The sequence below is a fragment of the Sneathia sp. DSM 16631 genome (assembly GCF_014892235.1).
Lineage (GTDB): Bacteria > Fusobacteriota > Fusobacteriia > Fusobacteriales > Leptotrichiaceae > Sneathia > Sneathia vaginalis.
Window position 1 is genome coordinate 20,476 of record NZ_JADBHL010000008.1, and the last position, 19,253, is coordinate 39,728.

Consider the following 19,253-nt stretch of genomic DNA (forward strand, 5'->3'; position numbering starts at 1 on the left):
GTGGTGTATTTCATGGAAATAACACGTAATCATTATTTAAATAAACTAATAAGAAAAAAGCATAATGGATTTATTAAAATTATCACAGGAATTAGAAGAAGTGGAAAATCATATTTACTTAACAACCTATTCTATAATCATTTAATAGAAAGTGGCGTAGATGAAGACCATATTATAAAATTCGCATTTGATTCAGGAAGGGATCTATTGAAAATTGGAGAAGATTTAATAGATTTAGACTTTTTAAGTGGAAAACGATTAGTTAATCCTAAAAAGTTTTTAAAATATATAATGAATAGAACAAATAACAGCGATAAATTCTATATACTTCTAGATGAAGTTCAATTATTAGCATCATTTGAACAAGTTTTAAATGGATTTTTACGTCAAGACAATTTTGATGTTTATGTTACTGGTAGTAATTCTAAATTTCTATCTAAAGATGTAATAAGTGAATTTGCAGGTAGAGGTGATGAAATACATATAATGCCACTAGTATTTTCTGAATTCATACAAACTTATGGTAATGATAAAGAAGATGCTTTTGCTGAGTATCAAATATATGGTGGATTACCAGCACAATCTTTAATGAATAATGATGAAGACAAAATGAATTATCTAAAAGGACAATTGGAAAATGTATATTTACGTGATATTGTAGGCAGATATGATATACGCTTAAAGCTTGAATTAGCAGATTTACTAAATATTTTAGCATCTGGTATTTCAACTCTTACTAATCCAACGAAAATAGCAGCTACTTTTTCATCAGTTAAAAAATCAAAAATTTCTGCTAATACAATTGATAAATTTATAGAATATTTTGAAGATTCATATATATTAAAAAGGGTTTATAGATATGATGTAAAAGGAAGAAAATATATAGATACACCTTACAAAATATATTTTGAAGATATAGGGCTTAGAAATGCAAGATTAAATTTTAGACAAATAGAACCAACACATATTATGGAAAATATTATATATAACGAACTAAGATTTAGAGGATATACGGTTGATGTCGGAATGGTCGTTAAAAGAGAAAGTGATAAAAGTAAAGATATTAAAAAACACCTAGAAGTTGATTTCATTGCTAATCTTGGAAGTAAGAAATACTATATCCAATCAGCATATAGTCTTCCAACTACAGAAAAAATAAATCAAGAAAAAGCTTCCTTATTAAACATTAATGATTCATTCAAAAAAATCATAATCACAAAAGACCGAATAAAACCTTTCTATGATGAAAATGGTATACTTACAATTAATCTATTCGATTTCCTATTAGATAAAAATAGTTTAGATGTATAATGCTACTTTATAGTAGCATTATTCACCCTCATTTAATGTATCTATAGCTTTTCTAATGTTCAATAGTGCTTTTCTCACTTCCTCGTTATTTCTTGTCTTAAGACCACAGTCTGGATTTATCCATAAAATATTAAAGTGTTTTTTAGCTTCCAATATGTTGTCCCTTATCTCTTCTACACTAGGTATTCTTCTTGAATGTACATCATAAACACCTAATCCTAATACAAAGCTTATCTTCTTATCAATAATATTATTTGACTTCTTAGACTCTATTAAAAAGGCATCAACACCTAAACGATTTAAGACCCACATATATTTTGATACATCGCTGTAACAAAGATGAGATAAAACTTTTGTCTTCTTTCTCTTGTCCCTTATTACCATCCTAAAACCTTTAATGGCATTAGATATATATTCTTTTTGTTTTTCCTTTCTTATTGGCATCTTTTCTATTAATGCTGGTTCATCTATTTGTACATAATCACTAATATTTCTAACTTCATAATTTAATACTCTAGATATTTGAAACAGTGCCTTTAGCATATCTTCTTTTCTTACATAAGACCAAGCTATTATGGTATTAGGCCCTGTTAATATTGCTTTAACCTTCTTTTTAGTTAAAGATTTAGTATAGTCTAATATAGGTCGCAATATTTCTTCTCTTCTTTTAATATCACCATAAATTATTGGTGGTTTTACGCATCTAGTACCGTAAGATTGAACCCATGAATTTTCACCAATTAAAAAACCATCCAGTTTTTCTGCAAAGTAGCAAACCATATCAGATCTTTCAAATTCACCATGGACTAATATATCAACGCCTACATCTTCTTGTAATTTAACACAATTTTTAATGCATTTTTGTATAAATTCTACATAATCTCTTTTTGATATATCGCCATTATTCCACTCTCTTCTTTTATCACGTACTTTCTTAGTTTGAGGAAATGATCCTATGGTAGAAAAAACTAAATCCTCTTTTATCTTACTTGTATATTCAGTATATTTTGTTATCCTTCTTTTTGACTTATCTTTTTTAGGTACATACTCTTTTGCCTTTTTATCCTGTATATTCACTAATATATCTATCTTTTCTTTGGCAAATGCAAGATTTTTAAATCTATCATCTTTTTCATTTTTAGTTGTATATGGTAAATGTATTAGAGATGTAGATGAAGATATCAGCATATCGCTTGCATACTTTCGTATAGTTGCAATTTTTTGCTGTATTAGGTGTATATCATCACGAAATACTGTTTGAGTATCTACAAGTCCACAGAATAGCTTCTTTGTATTTTTTTCTTTTTGTATCACAAAAAAATTCTCATCCGTATTAACAAAATCTAGACCTATTGCATCTATATTTGTTTTTAATAGTTCATGATAGTTTAAACCTAGACCCTCATAGTATGTTTGAACCAGTATATCCAAACTACCTTTATCTTCTGCAATTTTGTTATACACCTCTTGTATACTAGAAAACTTTTTCATAGTTAATACAGGCTCTTCTAATTGAACTAATTTTACTCCCATATCACTTAATTTTTTTATCATTTCAGCATATTTTTCAATTAATCCATCTATCTTATCTAAATTCATGCAATAAAGAAAGGTATATGGACCTATTACTGTTACCTTAGGTTCTATACCCAAACTCTTAGCTTCTAAATATTCTTTTTCTATCTTATGTGTATTAAGTTTTAATTCTGTTTTCTTGTATTCTGGTTGAATGTAATGGTAATTAGTGTTAAACCATTTTTTCATGGGCATTTTATCTGCACAAGAAAAATATTCTTTCATACTTGACCCTATTATCCCAAACAAGACAGCAGTATCTAAGACTCTATCATAGTATGAGAAGTCATTTATAGGGATATATTCTAATTTACAAGACTTTAAATACTTTAGCTTTTCTATCCTTAAAAGACTAGCCTTTTCTTCTAGTTCTCCTTCAGTAATTTCACCATTAATATATCCCTCAATTAAAAATTTTAATTCTCTATTTTCTCCTATTCTAGGATAAGCTATTATTGTCTTTAACATTTTTCACTTACAATTGCAATGTATGATATATCATTTTTCAATTTCATAAATGTCTTTCTCATAGCTATAAATTGTCCCCTATTTTCTTTCTTTAATCCATTTTTAATTATTCTTAATGTTCCTAATAGTCCCTCATCTTTTATCATACCTATTGGATTCATTAATGTTAATTTACCACTTAAACTGTCTACTACGTTAAATCCATTGTCTGAAAACATTGTAAACCAACCTGACTTTGTCAATGGACTGACGTTTATATTTATCCCATTAGATAAGATTTTAATTGCTTGTTCTTCGTTATTAACTATACATACATCATGTGTTAAAAGTAGTCCGCCTTTTTTTAATACCCTAAAGTATTCTTGTATTGCTTTCTTTTTTGTTTCATTAGGTAACATAGTTAACATCGCTTCATTTATTACATAATCCATACTTTCATCTTCATATGGTAATTTAACTGCATTTGCTTTTACAAACTCTACATTTTCTAGGTTTCTTTCTTTTGCTTCTTCTATCATTTTTGCATCTAAGTCTACTCCAAAAAATTGAGTATTAGGATGCATTTTAGAAAGCATTTCCAAATTAACCCCATTATTACAAGCTACTTCTAAAACCTTTGTATTTTCATCCAATTTCATATGATTTAAAAGGAAATCTGTAGCTTTTTTTCCACCTGGTCTTAGTCTTTTCTTACCTAATTTTCTTAAAAATATATGTCCCATTTCTTTACTCATATTTAAACACCACCGTAAGTATCATTTTAAACTTTTCTTTTGCATATACACTATGAGGTAGTCCATTTTCCATAACTATACTCATACCTTTTTTTAATATATGTTCTACACCATCTACTGTAATCAACGCCTCTCCGTCTATAACCTGTATTATGGCATCTCCACTTGATTTGTGTGTAGATATTTCTTGACCTTTATCAAAAGAAAAGATAGTAATTGATTTTTGCTTATCTTGCACTATTGTCTTTGAAACTATTTGATTTTCTAAGTATGTAACTTCTTTAGTAAAGTCAATAACTTCATTCTTCTTAATATTTTTTACTATTTCCATTTTTCACTCCTTCACATTCATGATGAAAAATTGGGCAACCATTGCAACCAGTTTTTCCTCTAATTTCCCTTATTTGCGTAGGTTTTAATCCCTTATACCTCTTAAAGAGAAGACTAAATCTACTATTTGACGTATAACCTACATATTCCGAGATTTTTGACATACTCATTTTAGTATTTAAAATTAAACTTTCTGCAACATTTATTCTCTTTCTTTGTATATATTCCGTTATACTCATATTAAACTTTTCTTTAAATTTAGTTTTAAGTTTAGTCCCACTCATCATCGCTATTTGTTCTAGTAGCTTTTGCGTTATTTGCTTATTGTAATTCTCAGCTATATACCTGCCAACATTTATTATCCCCATTTCATCGTCAGCATTCATGCTCGCCCTATAATTATCAATACAAATTTTTTTCATAACATCTAGCCACTCTCTAGCCTTTTTATCCATGAATTTTTTAGCATCGTCCTTTTCCATATGACAGTGCATAATCTCATTAGCTATCTTAAAAAGATCTTTTGAGAACTTTTCTTTCATCTCGAAAAATACCCTGTACATATTACAATTACCTCTGTTATTCAATATATCCTTCTTGAACCTTATACTAACAGATATGAAGGGACGATTACCGTATAGTAAATAGTGAGCCACTTCTTTATGGTTATTGATAAAGATAACGGTATTAGAGCTTAAACTTTGGTATGGATCAAACCATTCACCATCACCTGTTAGGATGTATACACAATTGTATAAGTAGTTTTGTAGGATATAGTCTGTATTGATAACAACATCTCTTTTTACATAAAGATCCGATATGTCTATAATATATTCATCTGTTTCATAAAACCAATAGATACCTTTAAAATTTTTATCATCTATTTGATAAGTTCTACCTATGTCAGAATATTTATGACAATATCCAGATAAAGAATAACCAAAATTATCTTTTAATACCTTTTCAAATTCACTCACCATTTTTCTCCTATCTCGATTAGACACTCGTATGTTGTATATATTGTACTATAAAACAAAAAATAGTACAATTAATTTATCTAATTAAAATAAAGTGGAGGTCATATGTTTAAAATATACAAAAATATTTTACACTATGTAAAAGAACTAAGTTATCTCACATACCTTAGTATTTTTTCGTCATTTGTATCTAGCTTCTTTACAGTTGGAGCATATTTTTTTATGTACAAATTTTTCAATAACCTAATAATTAACACTGATACATCTATGACAAAGTTTTATGCACTGATGGTTTCTGTTCTGTTGGTTATAGGGTCTATACTGCAATATATAGCGAATATGCTATCACATAAGTTAGGATTTAGACTAGAAACAAATTTACGTAAAAGGGGTATAGATATTTTAACTAATGCAAGTTTTAAATTCTTTAACTCTAATGCTTCAGGTAATATACGTAAAACAATAGATGATAATGCAAGCCAAACTCATGCAATAATTGCACATTTAATCCCTGATAATGCTAATGCTTTTATGACCCCAATATTGATTTTGGTAATAGGATTTTTAATTAGCTACCGTGTTGGTATACTACTAATACTTTCATTAATAGTTACTTTCCTCTTCGTTTTCTTAATGATGGGAAAAAGAAAATTTATGGACTATTATCAACAAGCACTAGATGATATGAGTGGTAAAACTGTAGAATATATACGTGCTATACAGGTTATTAAAATATTTGGTATAGATATTACAAGTTTTAAAACACTACATCAAGCAATACTTAGCTATTCAAAAAATGCATTAAAATACTCAAAGACAAATAAGATGCCTTTCGTACTTTACCAATGGGTATTCTTTGGAATAGGTGCAATAATTTTACCATTTGTTGTTCTATTTAACTTTTTTAATACAGTTGAAATTGTGTTCATACTATTTTTAACTGGTGTACTTTATTCTACTATGATACGTATTATGTATGTGTTTATGTACTCATTTAAAGGAAGTTATGCAATAGAAAAATTAGAAGACTTGTTTAACAACATGAAAAAGGACACTCTAAGCTTTGGTAATATTGATACAATGGAAGGGTTTGATATAGAGTTTAAAAATGTTAGCTTTAGTTATGATGAAAAAAATATGGTTTTAGATAACTTATCATTTAAATTGGAAGAAAACAAAGTTTATGCACTTGTAGGTGCATCTGGTGGTGGTAAAACTACAATAGCAAAATTAATTTCTGGTTTTTTCAATATACAAAAAGGAGAAATTTTAATAGGTGGTAAAAATATTAAATCATATACCAAAAATGCTTTAATACAAAATATATCATTCGTCTTTCAAAATCCTAAACTATTTAAAATTAGTATTTATGACAATGTTAAAGTTGCTAAACCTACAGCAACAAGAGAAGAAGTTATGAGAGCATTAAAACTTGCTAGTTGTGAAACAATATTAAATAAGTTTAAGGATAGAGAAAATACAATAATAGGTTCTAAAGGTGTCTACTTATCTGGTGGTGAAATTCAAAGAATAGCAATAGCTCGTGCTTTACTTAAAGATTCTAAGATTATACTCCTAGATGAAGCAAGCTCAGCAATAGATCCTGATAATGAATATGAATTGAAACTTGCAATAAGTGAGTTAATAAAGGACAAAACGATAATAATGATAGCTCATAGACTAACAAGTATTACTAACGCTGATGAAATACTTGTTGTAGAAAACGGAAAAATTGAAGAACGTGGGAATAATATGCAATTGATGGAAAAGAATCAAAAATATGCATACTATATGAACCTTTATCATTCTGCTAATAATTGGAGGGTAAATAATGAAAAAATGGATTAAGAAAAGCTTTTCTGTAACAAATATGGGAGCATCAAATATATTTAAAGCTATCTTTGCATCACTATTAGTAAACATATCAAGTTTTTTACCTCTAATATTAATCATCCTTTATTTAAACAAAATTATTAGTAATATATATGTTTATGTAATTTTATCTATTATCCTACTTATCTTGCTATACATCTGCCTAAGTAATGAATACGATAAGTTGTATAACATTACATACAATGAAAGTGCTAATTTGAGGATAGATATAGGGAAAAAATTAAGTAAATTACCTCTCGCATATTTTTCTAAAAAGAATTTATCAGATTTATCTCAAACAATTATGAGTGATATTGCAAAGATGGAGCATGCTATAAGCCACAGCTTGGCACAAACTATTAGTTTTATCATCTTCTTTGTTGTTACAACAATAGGTATATTTTTCTTTAATATTAAAATGGGACTTGCTTTAAGTTTTCCATTTGTAATTAATGTTATACTGCTTTTCATGTCAAAAAAAATACAGGTTAAAAAGCATACTAAATACTACAATATATTAAGAGAAAATGCACAAGCTTTCCAAGAAACCATTGAATTACAACAAGAAATACAAAGTATGGGTATGCAAGATGAGGTTAATAAGGGGTTATACAAAAAAATGGATGATACGGAAGTTGTACACTTTGATGTAGAAGCTTCTATTACTGCCCTACTTTCAGCTATGAATCTACTTATGTTCATTTCATTAGGGGTAATAATCCTAGTTGGAACTAATCTTTACTTAAATCATGAAATTAGTATAATGTCTATAGTTTGTTTAATGATAATTGCACTTAAATTAAATGAAGGTGCAATACCTGTTACTCTTAATATATCAGAACTTTTCTATATTGACGCAAGAGTTAAAAGACTAAAAGAAATTAGAAATACAAAGATTCAAGAAGGTGAAGATAAAAAACTTAAAACATTTGATGTTACTTTAAAAAATGTTTCATTTAGATATGAGGATAAAGAAAAGGAAGTATTAGAAAATATTTCATTTACTGCTAAACAAAATGAAGTTACAGCTTTAGTAGGAAAATCAGGTTGTGGTAAATCTACACTATTAAAATTAATAGCAAGACTTTATGACTATGACTCAGGTGAAATATTAATTGATAATTACGATATTAAAAAGATATCAACTTCTTCCTTATTTAAACATATATCAGTTGTTTTCCAAGATGTTATGCTATTTAATTCTTCAATATTAGAAAATGTTAGAATAGGTAATTTATCAGCAAGTAATGAAGAAGTAAAAAATGCATTAACCCTTGCTAATTGTGATGAATTCATACAAAAATTACCTCAAGGTTACAATACAGTAATAGGGGAAAATGGTGTAAACTTATCTGGTGGTCAAAGACAAAGAATCTCTATTGCAAGAGCATTCTTAAAAAATGCAAGTATTATACTTCTTGATGAAATTTCTTCTTCACTAGATGTGTATAACGAAACAAAAATACAAGAAAGCTTACAAAGATTGATAAAGGATAAGACTGTAATCATTGTTTCTCATAGAATAAAATCAATAGAAAATGCTGATAAAATATTGGTTCTTGATGAAGGGAAAGTTGTAGGCGAAGGAAAACATAATGAACTTTTAAAATCTTGTAAAACTTACAAGAACTTAGTAGATAAAGTTAATCTAACAGAAAAATTTAAGTATTAAGCTTGTCATTTTTCCATATTTATTATATACTATTTTTATGGATTTATATTTTTACTTTTAATATAGCTTTCTGTATAAAAATAGCCCTAATGAATTTATGCTTCACTAGGGTTTTTTTATTATCTTTTCAATAATTTATATAATTCTTTTACTTGATTCTTTAAGTTTTCAACATCAGATTTTAGCTTCATATTTTCTTCTTGAAGTCTATTATTAACACTACCAAGCATAAATCCAGCACCAACACCAAAGGCAAGATTACCCTTGCTATTAACTGCTCCACTTAACTTGTATGTAAAGTTTTGCTTGTCATTTATACCACTAAATCCAACAGCAACTGCATGTGATCCACCATAATAGCCATATGATGCTGCAAGATTAAATTTTCTATCTCCTGAAACATTAGGTAAATTAGCCATAGCCACAGCATTAGAAACACCTCTTAAGGCTAGGTCTGATTTTTTATCTACTATCTTTACATTATCTTTTATTTTAGATATATCTTCTGAAATACCAGTTAACTTTGTATCGTTTGTTTGAATACTAGCTTTAATTGCATCTATTTTATCTTCGTATTCTGTTCTAACTATAGCCTTATTTACTATTTCATCTTTACTTACTTCTTTTAAACCAGTTACAAAATATTTATTATTATAATAAACACTACCTTTTATATCTTTTGCTCTATAAAATTTACCATCTTTACCTTTAACTACTTTGTTACCATTTTTATCTTGCATTTCAAAAACACTTATATTATCTATATATGATTTCAAATCTTTTAATTGTGCTAAATTGACTGCATCAGTATCTTTACTACCTGCACCAACATTAGTTATTTGTCTTGTGAATGCTTTTTTATCTACATTTTTTTCATTTATATATAAAGAATTGAACTGATAATTTCTCTTTTTGTAATCTTTCTCAACACCGACTGAAACTTCACTTTGCGCCTTATACCGTATATCATTATCATTCCATATTTGTGTTCCAGTAGAAATATCATAACCACTTCTTCTATAGGCTATTCTTTGATATCTTGTTACTGCTTTTTCTAATTTATCATAATCTTCCTGTTTTGCTTTTCCTTTTGCCATTTTTGTAAATATATCTTGTTTTTCCAAAGTATATTCTTTCATATCACCAGCAACTGAACCAAAACCTAATGCAACAGATCCTTGTTCTAGAACAGATGTTTCTCCTCCAATTCCAACAGATTGTGTATAATTATTAAAATTATTATCTCCTATTAAAATTGCAGCACTAGAATCTGAAACATTCCCATGTCCATAGACATATGATGAACTAGGAGATTTAATATAATTTCCTCCACCATATCCTCCTAGATTTATATAATTTGTCGAACCATCTGCATTTCTTTGATAAGGATCGGTTATTTGAGCAGGATCACTAGGATTACCATACATAACATTTGTTAGTGAAAATAACAAAGTTAAAATCATTGATATTTTTTTCATTTTTTTCATCTCTTTTCTTAATTAACATTTGATTACAACATAATATTACTCCAAAAAAAAAAAAAAAAAGTGGTTTTTTTATAAATTTCAGTTTATTTTTTAACCTAAATGTAAAATGGTTCTTCTTTTTTAGTAATTTTAACATATCTACAAAACATATTTTTTTAACTTGACTTTTAATTTATTCAAGGTAATATATATTATAAATATTCAAAAAAATGAAAGTTGGCTTATGGAAAAAATTAGAACTTTAAACAAGGTTGATATAGCTATAATAACAGTAGCTAGAGATATAATGGGGCTTAAAATAGGTGATAGGTTAAAATCAGTAAAAGAATATTCGGAAGAATTGCAAATGTCTGTAGGTAGTGTGCAAAAAGCTTTTGAAATTTTAGAAGGTGAAAAATGTATATCTCTATCAAAAAAAGGCGTATTTGGAAAAATTTTAGAAGCAAAATATGACGACAAATTAATAAAAAAAGCATTCATTAATTCAATAGTTGGTGTTATGCCTCTACCTTATTCAAAACGTTATGAAGGTTTAGCTATGGCTATAAAGAATTCATTTGAAAAACATGGTATAACCTTCTACTTTGCATATATGCAAGGATCTAGGGTAAGACTAAAACTACTTGAAAGTGGAATTTATGATTTTGCTTTAATGTCTAATTTGGCATTTAAAAATTCTGATAAAAAAAATATTAAAAAAGTTTTTAGTTTAGGCCCTGAAAGTTACGTATCAAAGCATGTACTACTTAAGGTCCCTACAAAAAGCAAGAAGATAAGAGTGGGTATAGATAAAAACTCTGAAGACCAATATTTTTTATCAAACCAATACTTCAGTGGTAAAGATTATGATGTTATTGATGTTAACTCTGATAACATTGTTAAGGATATGCAGAATTCTCTTATAGACCAAGCAATATTAAGTTTAGATGAAATAGAAGAAAAACTGATTAACGGTATAGAAGTTCAAGATATCTTTGATAAGGAATATATAAATCTTGCAAACGAAGCAGTTATAGTGATAAATAAATCCGACAAGTTGATGGAAAGTTTAGTAAAAAATATATTAGACATTAAATATATTAAAAAAATACAAAAAGATGTTTTAGAAAAAATTATAGTACCTCGGTACTAATAATTTTTTTAAGTTAAATATTCAAAAAAATGAAAATTTAGGAGATGCTATGAAAGAACTAATTAACAGATTAAATTTACTTTTAAAATCTGGCGTTTTACATGAAGAAAACATGAAAACTGTACTTAATATGCTAAATTATTTAAAAGAAAAATACAACTTAAATCTTACAGAGGAAAATTCTTCTATGTTAGTAACGCATATTGCTATGTACTTAGAAAGAAAAAACAAGGAAAGTATTGAAGGTTTAGATATAGATAGTTTAAATGAATTAAAAGAATCTAAAAAATATACTTTAGCATTGCAGATTATACAAAATTTAGAAAAGGACGTTCTAGGTCCAATTAATGATAGTGAAAAAACATTTATTTTAGCACACTTAATTAATTTTTTAGAAGGAGTGGATAGGGTATGAAAATTGTTGTAGGTGGACAAATTGACAAAGAAAATGTCAAAAAATTTTTAAATGCTGAATTTCCTGATGCTAGTGTTGATGTAAAGTCAGATATAGACGCTGCTATGGGATTAAAATCAGGAAATTATGATTATTATTTTGGTGCTTGTAATACAGGTGGTGGAGGTGCTCTGGCAATGGCTATAGCTATCGTTGGTGCAAATAAATGCTTGACTGTTGCAAGTCCTGGAAAAGTTTTAACTGAAGATGAAGTGAAAAAAGGTATTGAAGATGGAAAAATTGCATTTGGTTTTACTCCAAATGCTACAGAAAAATCTATAAAAATGATAAAAAAATTTATTGGAGGTAAATTATGATAGCAAGAATTATTGTAATGGCTTTATTAGCTGGACTAGCTTCAATTTTAGCTAACCAAAGTATTGCTGTATTTAATGATGGTTTAAGACCATTAATACCAGAATATTTAGAAAAAAGAATGGATAGAAAATCATTACTTGCAACCAGCTTCGCATTAAGCTTCGGACTAGTTATTGGTTTTGGTATCCCATTTTCTATCGGTAAAAGTGTTATATTAATACATAGTATATTGCTTGGAACTGATATAATAGGAACAATGTGCCCAGACGATAAAAAAGGTATGGCTATATCAGGAATAATAGGTGCCTTATATGGTATTGGATTAGTATTAGGATTAAAGGTTATTGTTGATGTATTTGCAAAATTACCTGTTAATTTCTTACCTAATTTAACTAGCATAGGTAGCCCTATAATCGTTGCATTTGCAATCTTCCCTGTATTAGTAGTTGGTTACCAATATGGTGTTAAAAAAGGTGCTTTCTCTTTAATTATCGTTTTAATTATTAGACAATTAATTTCACTATTTGGTAAATTTACATTTGGTGAAGCTAAAATTGCATTAAATGCTGATGGTATAGCACTATTTGCAGGTATAGTTATTATGTTAATATTCGCAGTAATGGATAAGACTGAAGTAACAAATTCAAATGAACAATTAATAGGTATTTTCTCTGAAAGAGTTGCTAGAGTAAAGAAGAATATATTAATACTATCTATTATGGGTGGATTAGTTGCTGCTGCTGTTAGTTTAAATATGTTAGCTGGTGACCCTATTTCATTAAACTTAATGCAAGAAGGTAAATTATCTGATGCAGGAATAGTTGCACTAGCAAGAACTATAGGATTTATACCTTTAGTTGCTACAACAGCTATAACTACAGGGGTATATGGTCCTGCTGGTTTAACATTCGTATTTGTTATAGGTATATTTGTTAGAAATCCAATAATCGCCTTTGTTTTAGGTGCTATCGTTTTAGCAATAGAAATTTTACTACTAGAACAAATTGCTAAATTATTAGATAAATTCCCTGGTGTTAAAGCTTGTGGTGATCAAATAAGAACTAGTATGACAAAGGTTTTAGAAGTTGCAATCTTAGTTGGTGCTATGATTGCATGTAATGATATGGCTGGTAAAAATGGTTTAGGATTCCTATTTGTTATAGGTGTTTACTTATTAAACAGAGCTGCTAAGAAACCATTAGTTGATATGGCAGTAGGTCCAATTGCAACAATAGGATTTGGAATAATACTAAACATATTATTCTTACTTAAATTATTTGTCCCAGTAGTAGCTAAATAGGAGATTTAAAATGTTACAAAATGGTTATACACTTATGCACGAACATATGACAATAGATTTATCTGGTCAAAAACATAATTTGGATTGCAAGGTAGACTGCATAGATGAAATTACAAAAGAAATGAAAAAACTATACTCTAAAGGTGTTAGAAATATTGTAGAAGTTACCAATAGAGGTATGGGTAGAAATGTAAAAAATATTGTTAAAATATCAAAAGAAAGTGGAATAAACTTCATTTGTTCTACAGGATTCTATAAAGAACCTTTTTTACCTGACTATGTCTATGAAATGGATAAAGAAGAAATTGCTGAACTTTTGATAAATGATATAGAAATAGGTATCGATGGTACAGGCATAAAAGCACAATTATTGGGTGAAATTGGTACAAGTAAAGATCATATGACAAAAGAAGAAGAAAAAATATTTGAAAGTGTTGTAATTGCACACAAAAAGACTGGTGTACCTATTAGTACACATACTACATTAGGTACAAACGCTTTAGGACAAATTGAATTTTTTGAAAAAAATAATGTTGATTTGTCAAAGGTAAATATAGGGCACGTTGATTTAAGTGGAGATATACAATATATTATAGAAATTTTATCTAAAGGTGTATATATTTCATTTGATACTATAGGGAAAAATAACTATTTATTAGACTCTAAAAGAGTTGAAATGTTAAAAATATTACAAGATATGAATTTACTTAATAAAGTGTTCTTATCACAAGATATTTCAAGAAAATCTAATATGGAATTTATGGGTGGAATAGGTTATTCATATATATTTGATTCATTTATACCTATGCTAAAAGAAAAAGGTATAACAGATGAATCTCTTGATTTAATGTTACATAAAAACCCTATGAATTTCTTCAACAAATAAAGGAATAAAAATGAAAAAGATAATATTAATTTTTTGTAGTATATTATTTAGTGTCTTTACTTTTACAAAAAGCTTAAACGATATACAAACTATAACCGAAAAATATATAAGTAATAAGACAATGCCTGGTGCTGTTGTTTTGGTTTCCAAAAATGGTCATATTCTTTATAACAAAGCTTTTGGTTATGCACAAGTTTTAGAAGATGATAAAGAAAAGTTAAGACCAATGAAAACAGATACTATATTCGATTTAGCTTCACTTACTAAAATATTTGCTACAACACAAGCAATTATGAAATTAGTTTCTGAAGGTAAACTAAGTGTAGATGATAAAGTTAGTAAATATATACCTGAATTTGCTAAAAATGGTAAAGAAGATGTTAAAATTAAAGACTTATTAACTCACACATCTGGTTTAACTCCATGGTTACCTACATACTATCATGTTAAAAATAGTGATGAAGAATTAAAATATATTTGTAATCTACCATTAGAATACAAAACAGGAAGTAATAGAAAATACAGTGATTTTTCATTCATGACTTTAGCATTTATTGTTGAAAAGGTTACACATAAAAAGCTTAATGATTATGTATTAGAAGAAATATATAAGCCTCTACATTTAAAGAGAACAAGATTTTTACCTCTTGAAGTGTTTAGTCAAAATCAAATTGCTTCAACATCTCATGGTAATCCTTTTGAACAAAAAATGATTTATGATGATAATTTTGGGTATAAGATAAATGAAGAATATAATTCTTTCAGATACTGGAGAAGACATACATTAACTGGTTTAGTAAATGATGGAAATTCATATTATGCAAATAATGGTGTAGCAGGACATGCTGGATTGTTTTCAACTGCTCATGATCTATATGTTTTAGGTGAAGTCTTATTAAATAACGGTAAATATAGATCAGTAAGACTATATAATAAAAATGTAGTAGATGAGTTTACAAAAATTGAAAGTAAATTTGGACATGGTTATGGTTATGAAATAAATAGAGGTGGTTTAGATAAAGGATATATGGGAAAATATGCAACTAATAGATTTGTAGGTCACACAGGGTTTACAGGTACACAAGTTGTATATGATTTAGATAATAAAATACAAGTAATTATTTTAACAAATAAACAAAATTATGGAGTTGATTCTGACGGAAGCTATAAATCAACTTGGAAATATGCAAGAGAAATAATGAATTTAGTTGGCGATGTATTATATAAGAAATGAGGTAAAGATGAAAACATATCCCTTACAATCTATAACTTTAGAAGAAGCTATGGAAAAACAATTTAGATTAGTAGATTTAATAGGAAAATATATTAATGGTAAAGAAATATTAGATTTGGGCGACTTAGGTGTGGAAAGAACAAATAATATGCCTATTAGAACAAGAACAATAGAAAAAATTCTAGCAAACTTCTTTAATGCTGAAGATGCATTTTTAGTTAGGGGATCTGGAACAAATGCCTTACGACTAACTTTCTTTGAATTTTTAAAAAATGAAAATACTATACTTGTTCACGATGGTCCAATATACAAGACTAGTGAATTTAGTTTAAACTCAATGAAAGTAAATATTAAAAAGTACAACTTTAATGATCTTTCTACTTTAAGAGAATATATAGTTGAAAATAATATTAAAGTTGTACTATTACAACATACACGTCAAAAATTAGATGATAAATATATTTTAAAAGAAGTAATAAAGAAAATAAAAGAAATTGATAATAACATTAAAATCGTTGTTGACGATAACTATGCCGTACTTAAAACACCAGAAAATGGAGTAGAAATGGGTGCTGATATCTCTGCTTTTTCTTGTTTTAAACTATTAGGACCTGTTGGTATTGGATTAATAATCGGAAAAAAAGAAATTATAGAAAACATGAGAAAACATAATTATTCTGGTGGTTCACAAGTTCAAGGATTTGAAGCTATGGAAGTACTAAGAGGTTTAGTTTATGCACCAGTTGCTTTAAGTATTCAAGCAAAACAAATAGAAGGTTTATATAATATTCTAAAAGATAAAAAAAGATTTCCATATATAAAAGATGTATATATAGCAAATTCTCAATCTAAAGTTGTTTTAGTTGAATTTTGCGAACATATAGCTAAAAATATTTTAAAACAAACTGTAAAATTAGGTGCTCTTTCTCACCCTGTTGGTGCAGAATCTAAATTCGAAATGAACCCTTTGATTTATAGGGTATCTGGTACTTTCATAGATACTGATCCTAGTCTAGCAGAAAGAATGATTAGAATAAATCCTAATAGAGCTGGAGCTGAAAATATAGCAAGAATTTTAGAAAAAGCATATTTTATAGAAAGAGGTGAATGATATTGTTTTTAAAAAGACTTTTAGATACAAATAAAGCTTTTGTAGACGCCTCTCTAAACTTATACAAAAAAGGACTAATTCTTCCAGATTCTTATTGTATAGATGTTGATATGTTTTTGGAAAATGCCAAAAACATTTTAAATGAAGCTAAAAAATACAATATTAATCTCTTCTATATGTTAAAACAAGTAGGTAGAAATCCTTATTTAGCAAAAAAACTAGAAGATTTAGGGTATAAAGGTGCAGTCTGCGTAGATTTTAAAGAAGTTGAAGTTATGATGAAAAATAACCTTAAACTTTGTAATATAGGGCATCTTGTTCAAATACCAAAGAATATGCTATCACGTGTAATAGAATATGGTGTAGAGATAATAACAGTATATTCTTATGACATGATAAAGGAAATTTCTAATATCGCTTTATCTTTAAATAAGACACAAGATATTATGTTAAGAATATTAGATGAAAATTCTGAAATTTATCCTGGACAAGAAGCGGGATTTTCTGTAAATGAAGTTAAAGAACTTATACCAAAATTAAAAGATTTAAAAGGTGTTAAGTTAAATGGAATAACTTCATTCCCTTGTTTTTTGTACTCCCCTGATGAAAAATGTATAAAAGAAACAAATAATCTTTTTTCAGTACTAGAAGTAAATGAATTTTTAAAAAAACAAAATTTGTATGTTAAACATATAAATTTACCATCTGTATCTACAGTTGAAAATATAAAGAAAATTTATTCTTATGGGGGAACAGATGCTGAACCAGGACACGCTTTAACTGGAACAACACCTTTAAATATAGATAGTGGAGTTGAAATTCCAGCCTATTTATACATTTCAGAAATTTCTCATGTTTTTAAAAATAATTCACACTTTTATGGTGGTGGATATTATCCTAGAGGACATATGAAACATGGATATATTGATAATAAAATAGTAAACGTTAATAATTTTAATGCAACAAATATTGATTATTACCTATCATTAGAAGGAAAATATAATATATTTGATCCTATAATACTTTGCTTTAGAACACAAATGTTTGTTACAAGATCAGATATTGTTTTAATTGAGGGTATACATAGTAATAATATACATATAGTTGGTATATATAACACACAAGGAGATAAGAAAAATGTCTAGATTTTTAATAATAGTATTAGATGGATTTGGAGTTGGATATATGGATGATGTCTTAAAAGTTAGACCAAGAGATTTTGGTTCAAATACTGCAAGACATATATTAGAAAAACTTCCAGATTCTAAATGGGAAAATCTTGAAAAATTAGGATTAATGAATATTTTGGATTTTGAAACACCTTTTATGAAAAAAGTTAATGTCAAAATTGCTGGTAAGTCAAAATTACAACATCACGGAGGTGATACTTTCTTAGGACACCAAGAATTGATGGGAACTAAAACTGAAAAACCTTTAAATAAGCCTTTTTCATTCTATATCGATACTGTTGAAAAAAAACTTTTAGAAAAAGGGTATAAAGTTGAAAGAAAAGGTGTAAATGTTAATTTCTTATGGGTTAATGATTGTGTTGCAATAGGAGATAATTTAGAAACAGACTTAGGACAAGTATACAATGTTACAACAACATTTAAAAATATATCATTTGAAGATGAATTGAAAATAGCACAAGTTGTTAGAAATATTGTAAAAGTTGAAAGAGTTATTGTCTTTGGTGGAACAAAAGCCACAACCCAAAGTATATTAGATGCTGCTAGAGAAAAAGAAGGAAAATATATGGGAATAGATGCACCATTATCTAAGGTTTATGAAGAAGGATATATGGTTAGACATATGGGATATGGTGTAGATCCAAATAATCAAGTACCTACAATATTAACTAAAAATAATATAGATGTTATGTTAATAGGTAAAGTAGCAGATATAGTGTACAATAAGAACGGAGAAAGCTTTATGAATTTAGTTGATACTAAAACTATCTTCGAATTAACCCTTAAGAAATTAGATGATTTCCACAAAGGATTTATGTGCATTAATGTTCAAGAAACTGATTTATCTGGACATTCTCAAAATACAAAAAGATATGCAAATGTTTTGAGCATTGCTGATAAATATATTGGAAAGATTATAGAAAAATTAAATGACGATGATATTTTAGTTATAACAGCAGATCATGGAAATGATCCTACAATAGGTCATTCACAACATACAAGAGAAAATGTACCATTATTGGTATATAATAAGAGATTATTCAATCAAAAGAAAAATATAGATTTAGGAATAAGAGAAACTATGTCTGATTCTGCAAATACTGTTCTAGAATACTTTAATATACATGAAAATGTTGAACAAGGTAAGAGTTATCTTGACTTATTGAAATAAGAAGGAGTATGTAAGCTATACTTACATACTT

General features: G+C 27.7%; 17 protein-coding genes. 12 read left to right on the plus strand and 5 right to left on the minus strand.

The window, feature by feature from the left end:
- Window positions 1-12: 12 nt before the first annotated feature.
- Window positions 13-1,311 carry an ATP-binding protein gene (locus tag IMK15_RS04140; protein WP_192942001.1) on the plus strand — a complete coding sequence of 433 codons (1,299 nt, stop codon included), beginning with the start codon at window positions 13-15 and terminating at the stop codon, window positions 1,309-1,311.
- A gap of 18 nt (window positions 1,312-1,329) precedes the next feature.
- On the opposite strand, the gene IMK15_RS04145 is transcribed toward IMK15_RS04140, so the two are convergent.
- Genes IMK15_RS04145 through IMK15_RS06665 form a run of 4 tightly spaced genes read right to left on the minus strand, consistent with a single transcriptional unit; the run spans window position 1,330 to window position 5,395 of the window.
- Window positions 1,330-3,354: a hypothetical protein gene (locus IMK15_RS04145; RefSeq protein WP_192942002.1), complete on the minus strand. Its 2,025-nt coding sequence runs from the start codon at window positions 3,352-3,354 to the stop codon at window positions 1,330-1,332.
- Window positions 3,348-4,088 carry a class I SAM-dependent methyltransferase gene (locus IMK15_RS04150; protein WP_192942003.1) on the minus strand — a complete coding sequence of 247 codons (741 nt, stop codon included), beginning with the start codon at window positions 4,086-4,088 and terminating at the stop codon, window positions 3,348-3,350. Before IMK15_RS04150 ends, IMK15_RS04145 begins: the two co-directional genes overlap by 7 nt.
- Window positions 4,081-4,419 (minus strand): cupin domain-containing protein, encoded by a 339-nt coding sequence (locus tag IMK15_RS04155; protein ID WP_046328118.1) that lies wholly within the window; start codon window positions 4,417-4,419, stop codon window positions 4,081-4,083. Before IMK15_RS04155 ends, IMK15_RS04150 begins: the two co-directional genes overlap by 8 nt.
- Window positions 4,397-5,395, minus strand: coding sequence for a helix-turn-helix domain-containing protein (locus IMK15_RS06665; protein ID WP_192942004.1), 999 nt, complete (start codon window positions 5,393-5,395; stop codon window positions 4,397-4,399). Before IMK15_RS06665 ends, IMK15_RS04155 begins: the two co-directional genes overlap by 23 nt.
- A gap of 105 nt (window positions 5,396-5,500) precedes the next feature.
- Between IMK15_RS06665 and IMK15_RS04165 the strand changes: the two genes are divergently transcribed.
- Together IMK15_RS04165 and IMK15_RS04170 are read left to right on the plus strand one after the other, a co-directional pair.
- Window positions 5,501-7,243: an ABC transporter ATP-binding protein gene (locus IMK15_RS04165; protein WP_192942005.1), complete on the plus strand. Its 1,743-nt coding sequence runs from the start codon at window positions 5,501-5,503 to the stop codon at window positions 7,241-7,243.
- Window positions 7,227-8,939 (plus strand): ABC transporter ATP-binding protein, encoded by a 1,713-nt coding sequence (locus tag IMK15_RS04170; RefSeq protein ID WP_192942006.1) that lies wholly within the window; start codon window positions 7,227-7,229, stop codon window positions 8,937-8,939. Before IMK15_RS04165 ends, IMK15_RS04170 begins: the two co-directional genes overlap by 17 nt.
- Window positions 8,940-9,058: 119 nt before the next feature.
- Here the strand turns inward: IMK15_RS04170 and IMK15_RS04175 are convergent, their stop codons facing one another.
- Window positions 9,059-10,417 carry a YadA family autotransporter adhesin gene (locus tag IMK15_RS04175; protein WP_192942007.1) on the minus strand — a complete coding sequence of 453 codons (1,359 nt, stop codon included), beginning with the start codon at window positions 10,415-10,417 and terminating at the stop codon, window positions 9,059-9,061.
- A gap of 232 nt (window positions 10,418-10,649) precedes the next feature.
- On the opposite strand from IMK15_RS04175, the gene yhfZ reads away from it, so the two are divergent.
- Genes yhfZ through IMK15_RS04220 form a run of 9 tightly spaced genes read left to right on the plus strand, consistent with a single transcriptional unit; the run spans window position 10,650 to window position 19,222 of the window.
- Window positions 10,650-11,558, plus strand: coding sequence for a GntR family transcriptional regulator YhfZ (gene yhfZ / locus IMK15_RS04180; RefSeq protein WP_192942008.1), 909 nt, complete (start codon window positions 10,650-10,652; stop codon window positions 11,556-11,558).
- Between the two features lie 49 nt (window positions 11,559-11,607).
- Window positions 11,608-11,973, plus strand: a complete 366-nt coding sequence (locus tag IMK15_RS04185) for a PRD domain-containing protein (protein WP_192942009.1) — start codon at window positions 11,608-11,610, stop codon at window positions 11,971-11,973.
- Window positions 11,970-12,329: a DUF2620 domain-containing protein gene (locus tag IMK15_RS04190; RefSeq protein ID WP_192942010.1), complete on the plus strand. Its 360-nt coding sequence runs from the start codon at window positions 11,970-11,972 to the stop codon at window positions 12,327-12,329. Before IMK15_RS04185 ends, IMK15_RS04190 begins: the two co-directional genes overlap by 4 nt.
- Window positions 12,326-13,630: a YhfT family protein gene (locus IMK15_RS04195; RefSeq protein ID WP_192942011.1), complete on the plus strand. Its 1,305-nt coding sequence runs from the start codon at window positions 12,326-12,328 to the stop codon at window positions 13,628-13,630. Before IMK15_RS04190 ends, IMK15_RS04195 begins: the two co-directional genes overlap by 4 nt.
- A gap of 10 nt (window positions 13,631-13,640) precedes the next feature.
- Window positions 13,641-14,516: a phosphotriesterase gene (locus IMK15_RS04200; RefSeq protein WP_192942012.1), complete on the plus strand. Its 876-nt coding sequence runs from the start codon at window positions 13,641-13,643 to the stop codon at window positions 14,514-14,516.
- A 10-nt stretch (window positions 14,517-14,526) separates the two neighbouring features.
- Window positions 14,527-15,750, plus strand: coding sequence for a serine hydrolase (locus IMK15_RS04205; protein WP_192942013.1), 1,224 nt, complete (start codon window positions 14,527-14,529; stop codon window positions 15,748-15,750).
- A 7-nt stretch (window positions 15,751-15,757) separates the two neighbouring features.
- Window positions 15,758-16,861 (plus strand): aminotransferase class V-fold PLP-dependent enzyme, encoded by a 1,104-nt coding sequence (locus IMK15_RS04210; protein ID WP_192942014.1) that lies wholly within the window; start codon window positions 15,758-15,760, stop codon window positions 16,859-16,861.
- Entirely contained in the window at window positions 16,858-18,006 is a 1,149-nt protein-coding gene (locus IMK15_RS04215; RefSeq protein WP_226869200.1) for an alanine racemase, read from the plus strand. The genes IMK15_RS04210 and IMK15_RS04215 overlap by 4 nt, the downstream gene beginning before the upstream one ends.
- Complete coding sequence (locus IMK15_RS04220) at window positions 17,999-19,222, plus strand: phosphopentomutase (RefSeq protein WP_192942015.1); 1,224 nt, start codon at window positions 17,999-18,001, stop codon at window positions 19,220-19,222. Before IMK15_RS04215 ends, IMK15_RS04220 begins: the two co-directional genes overlap by 8 nt.
- Window positions 19,223-19,253: the final 31 nt, after the last annotated feature.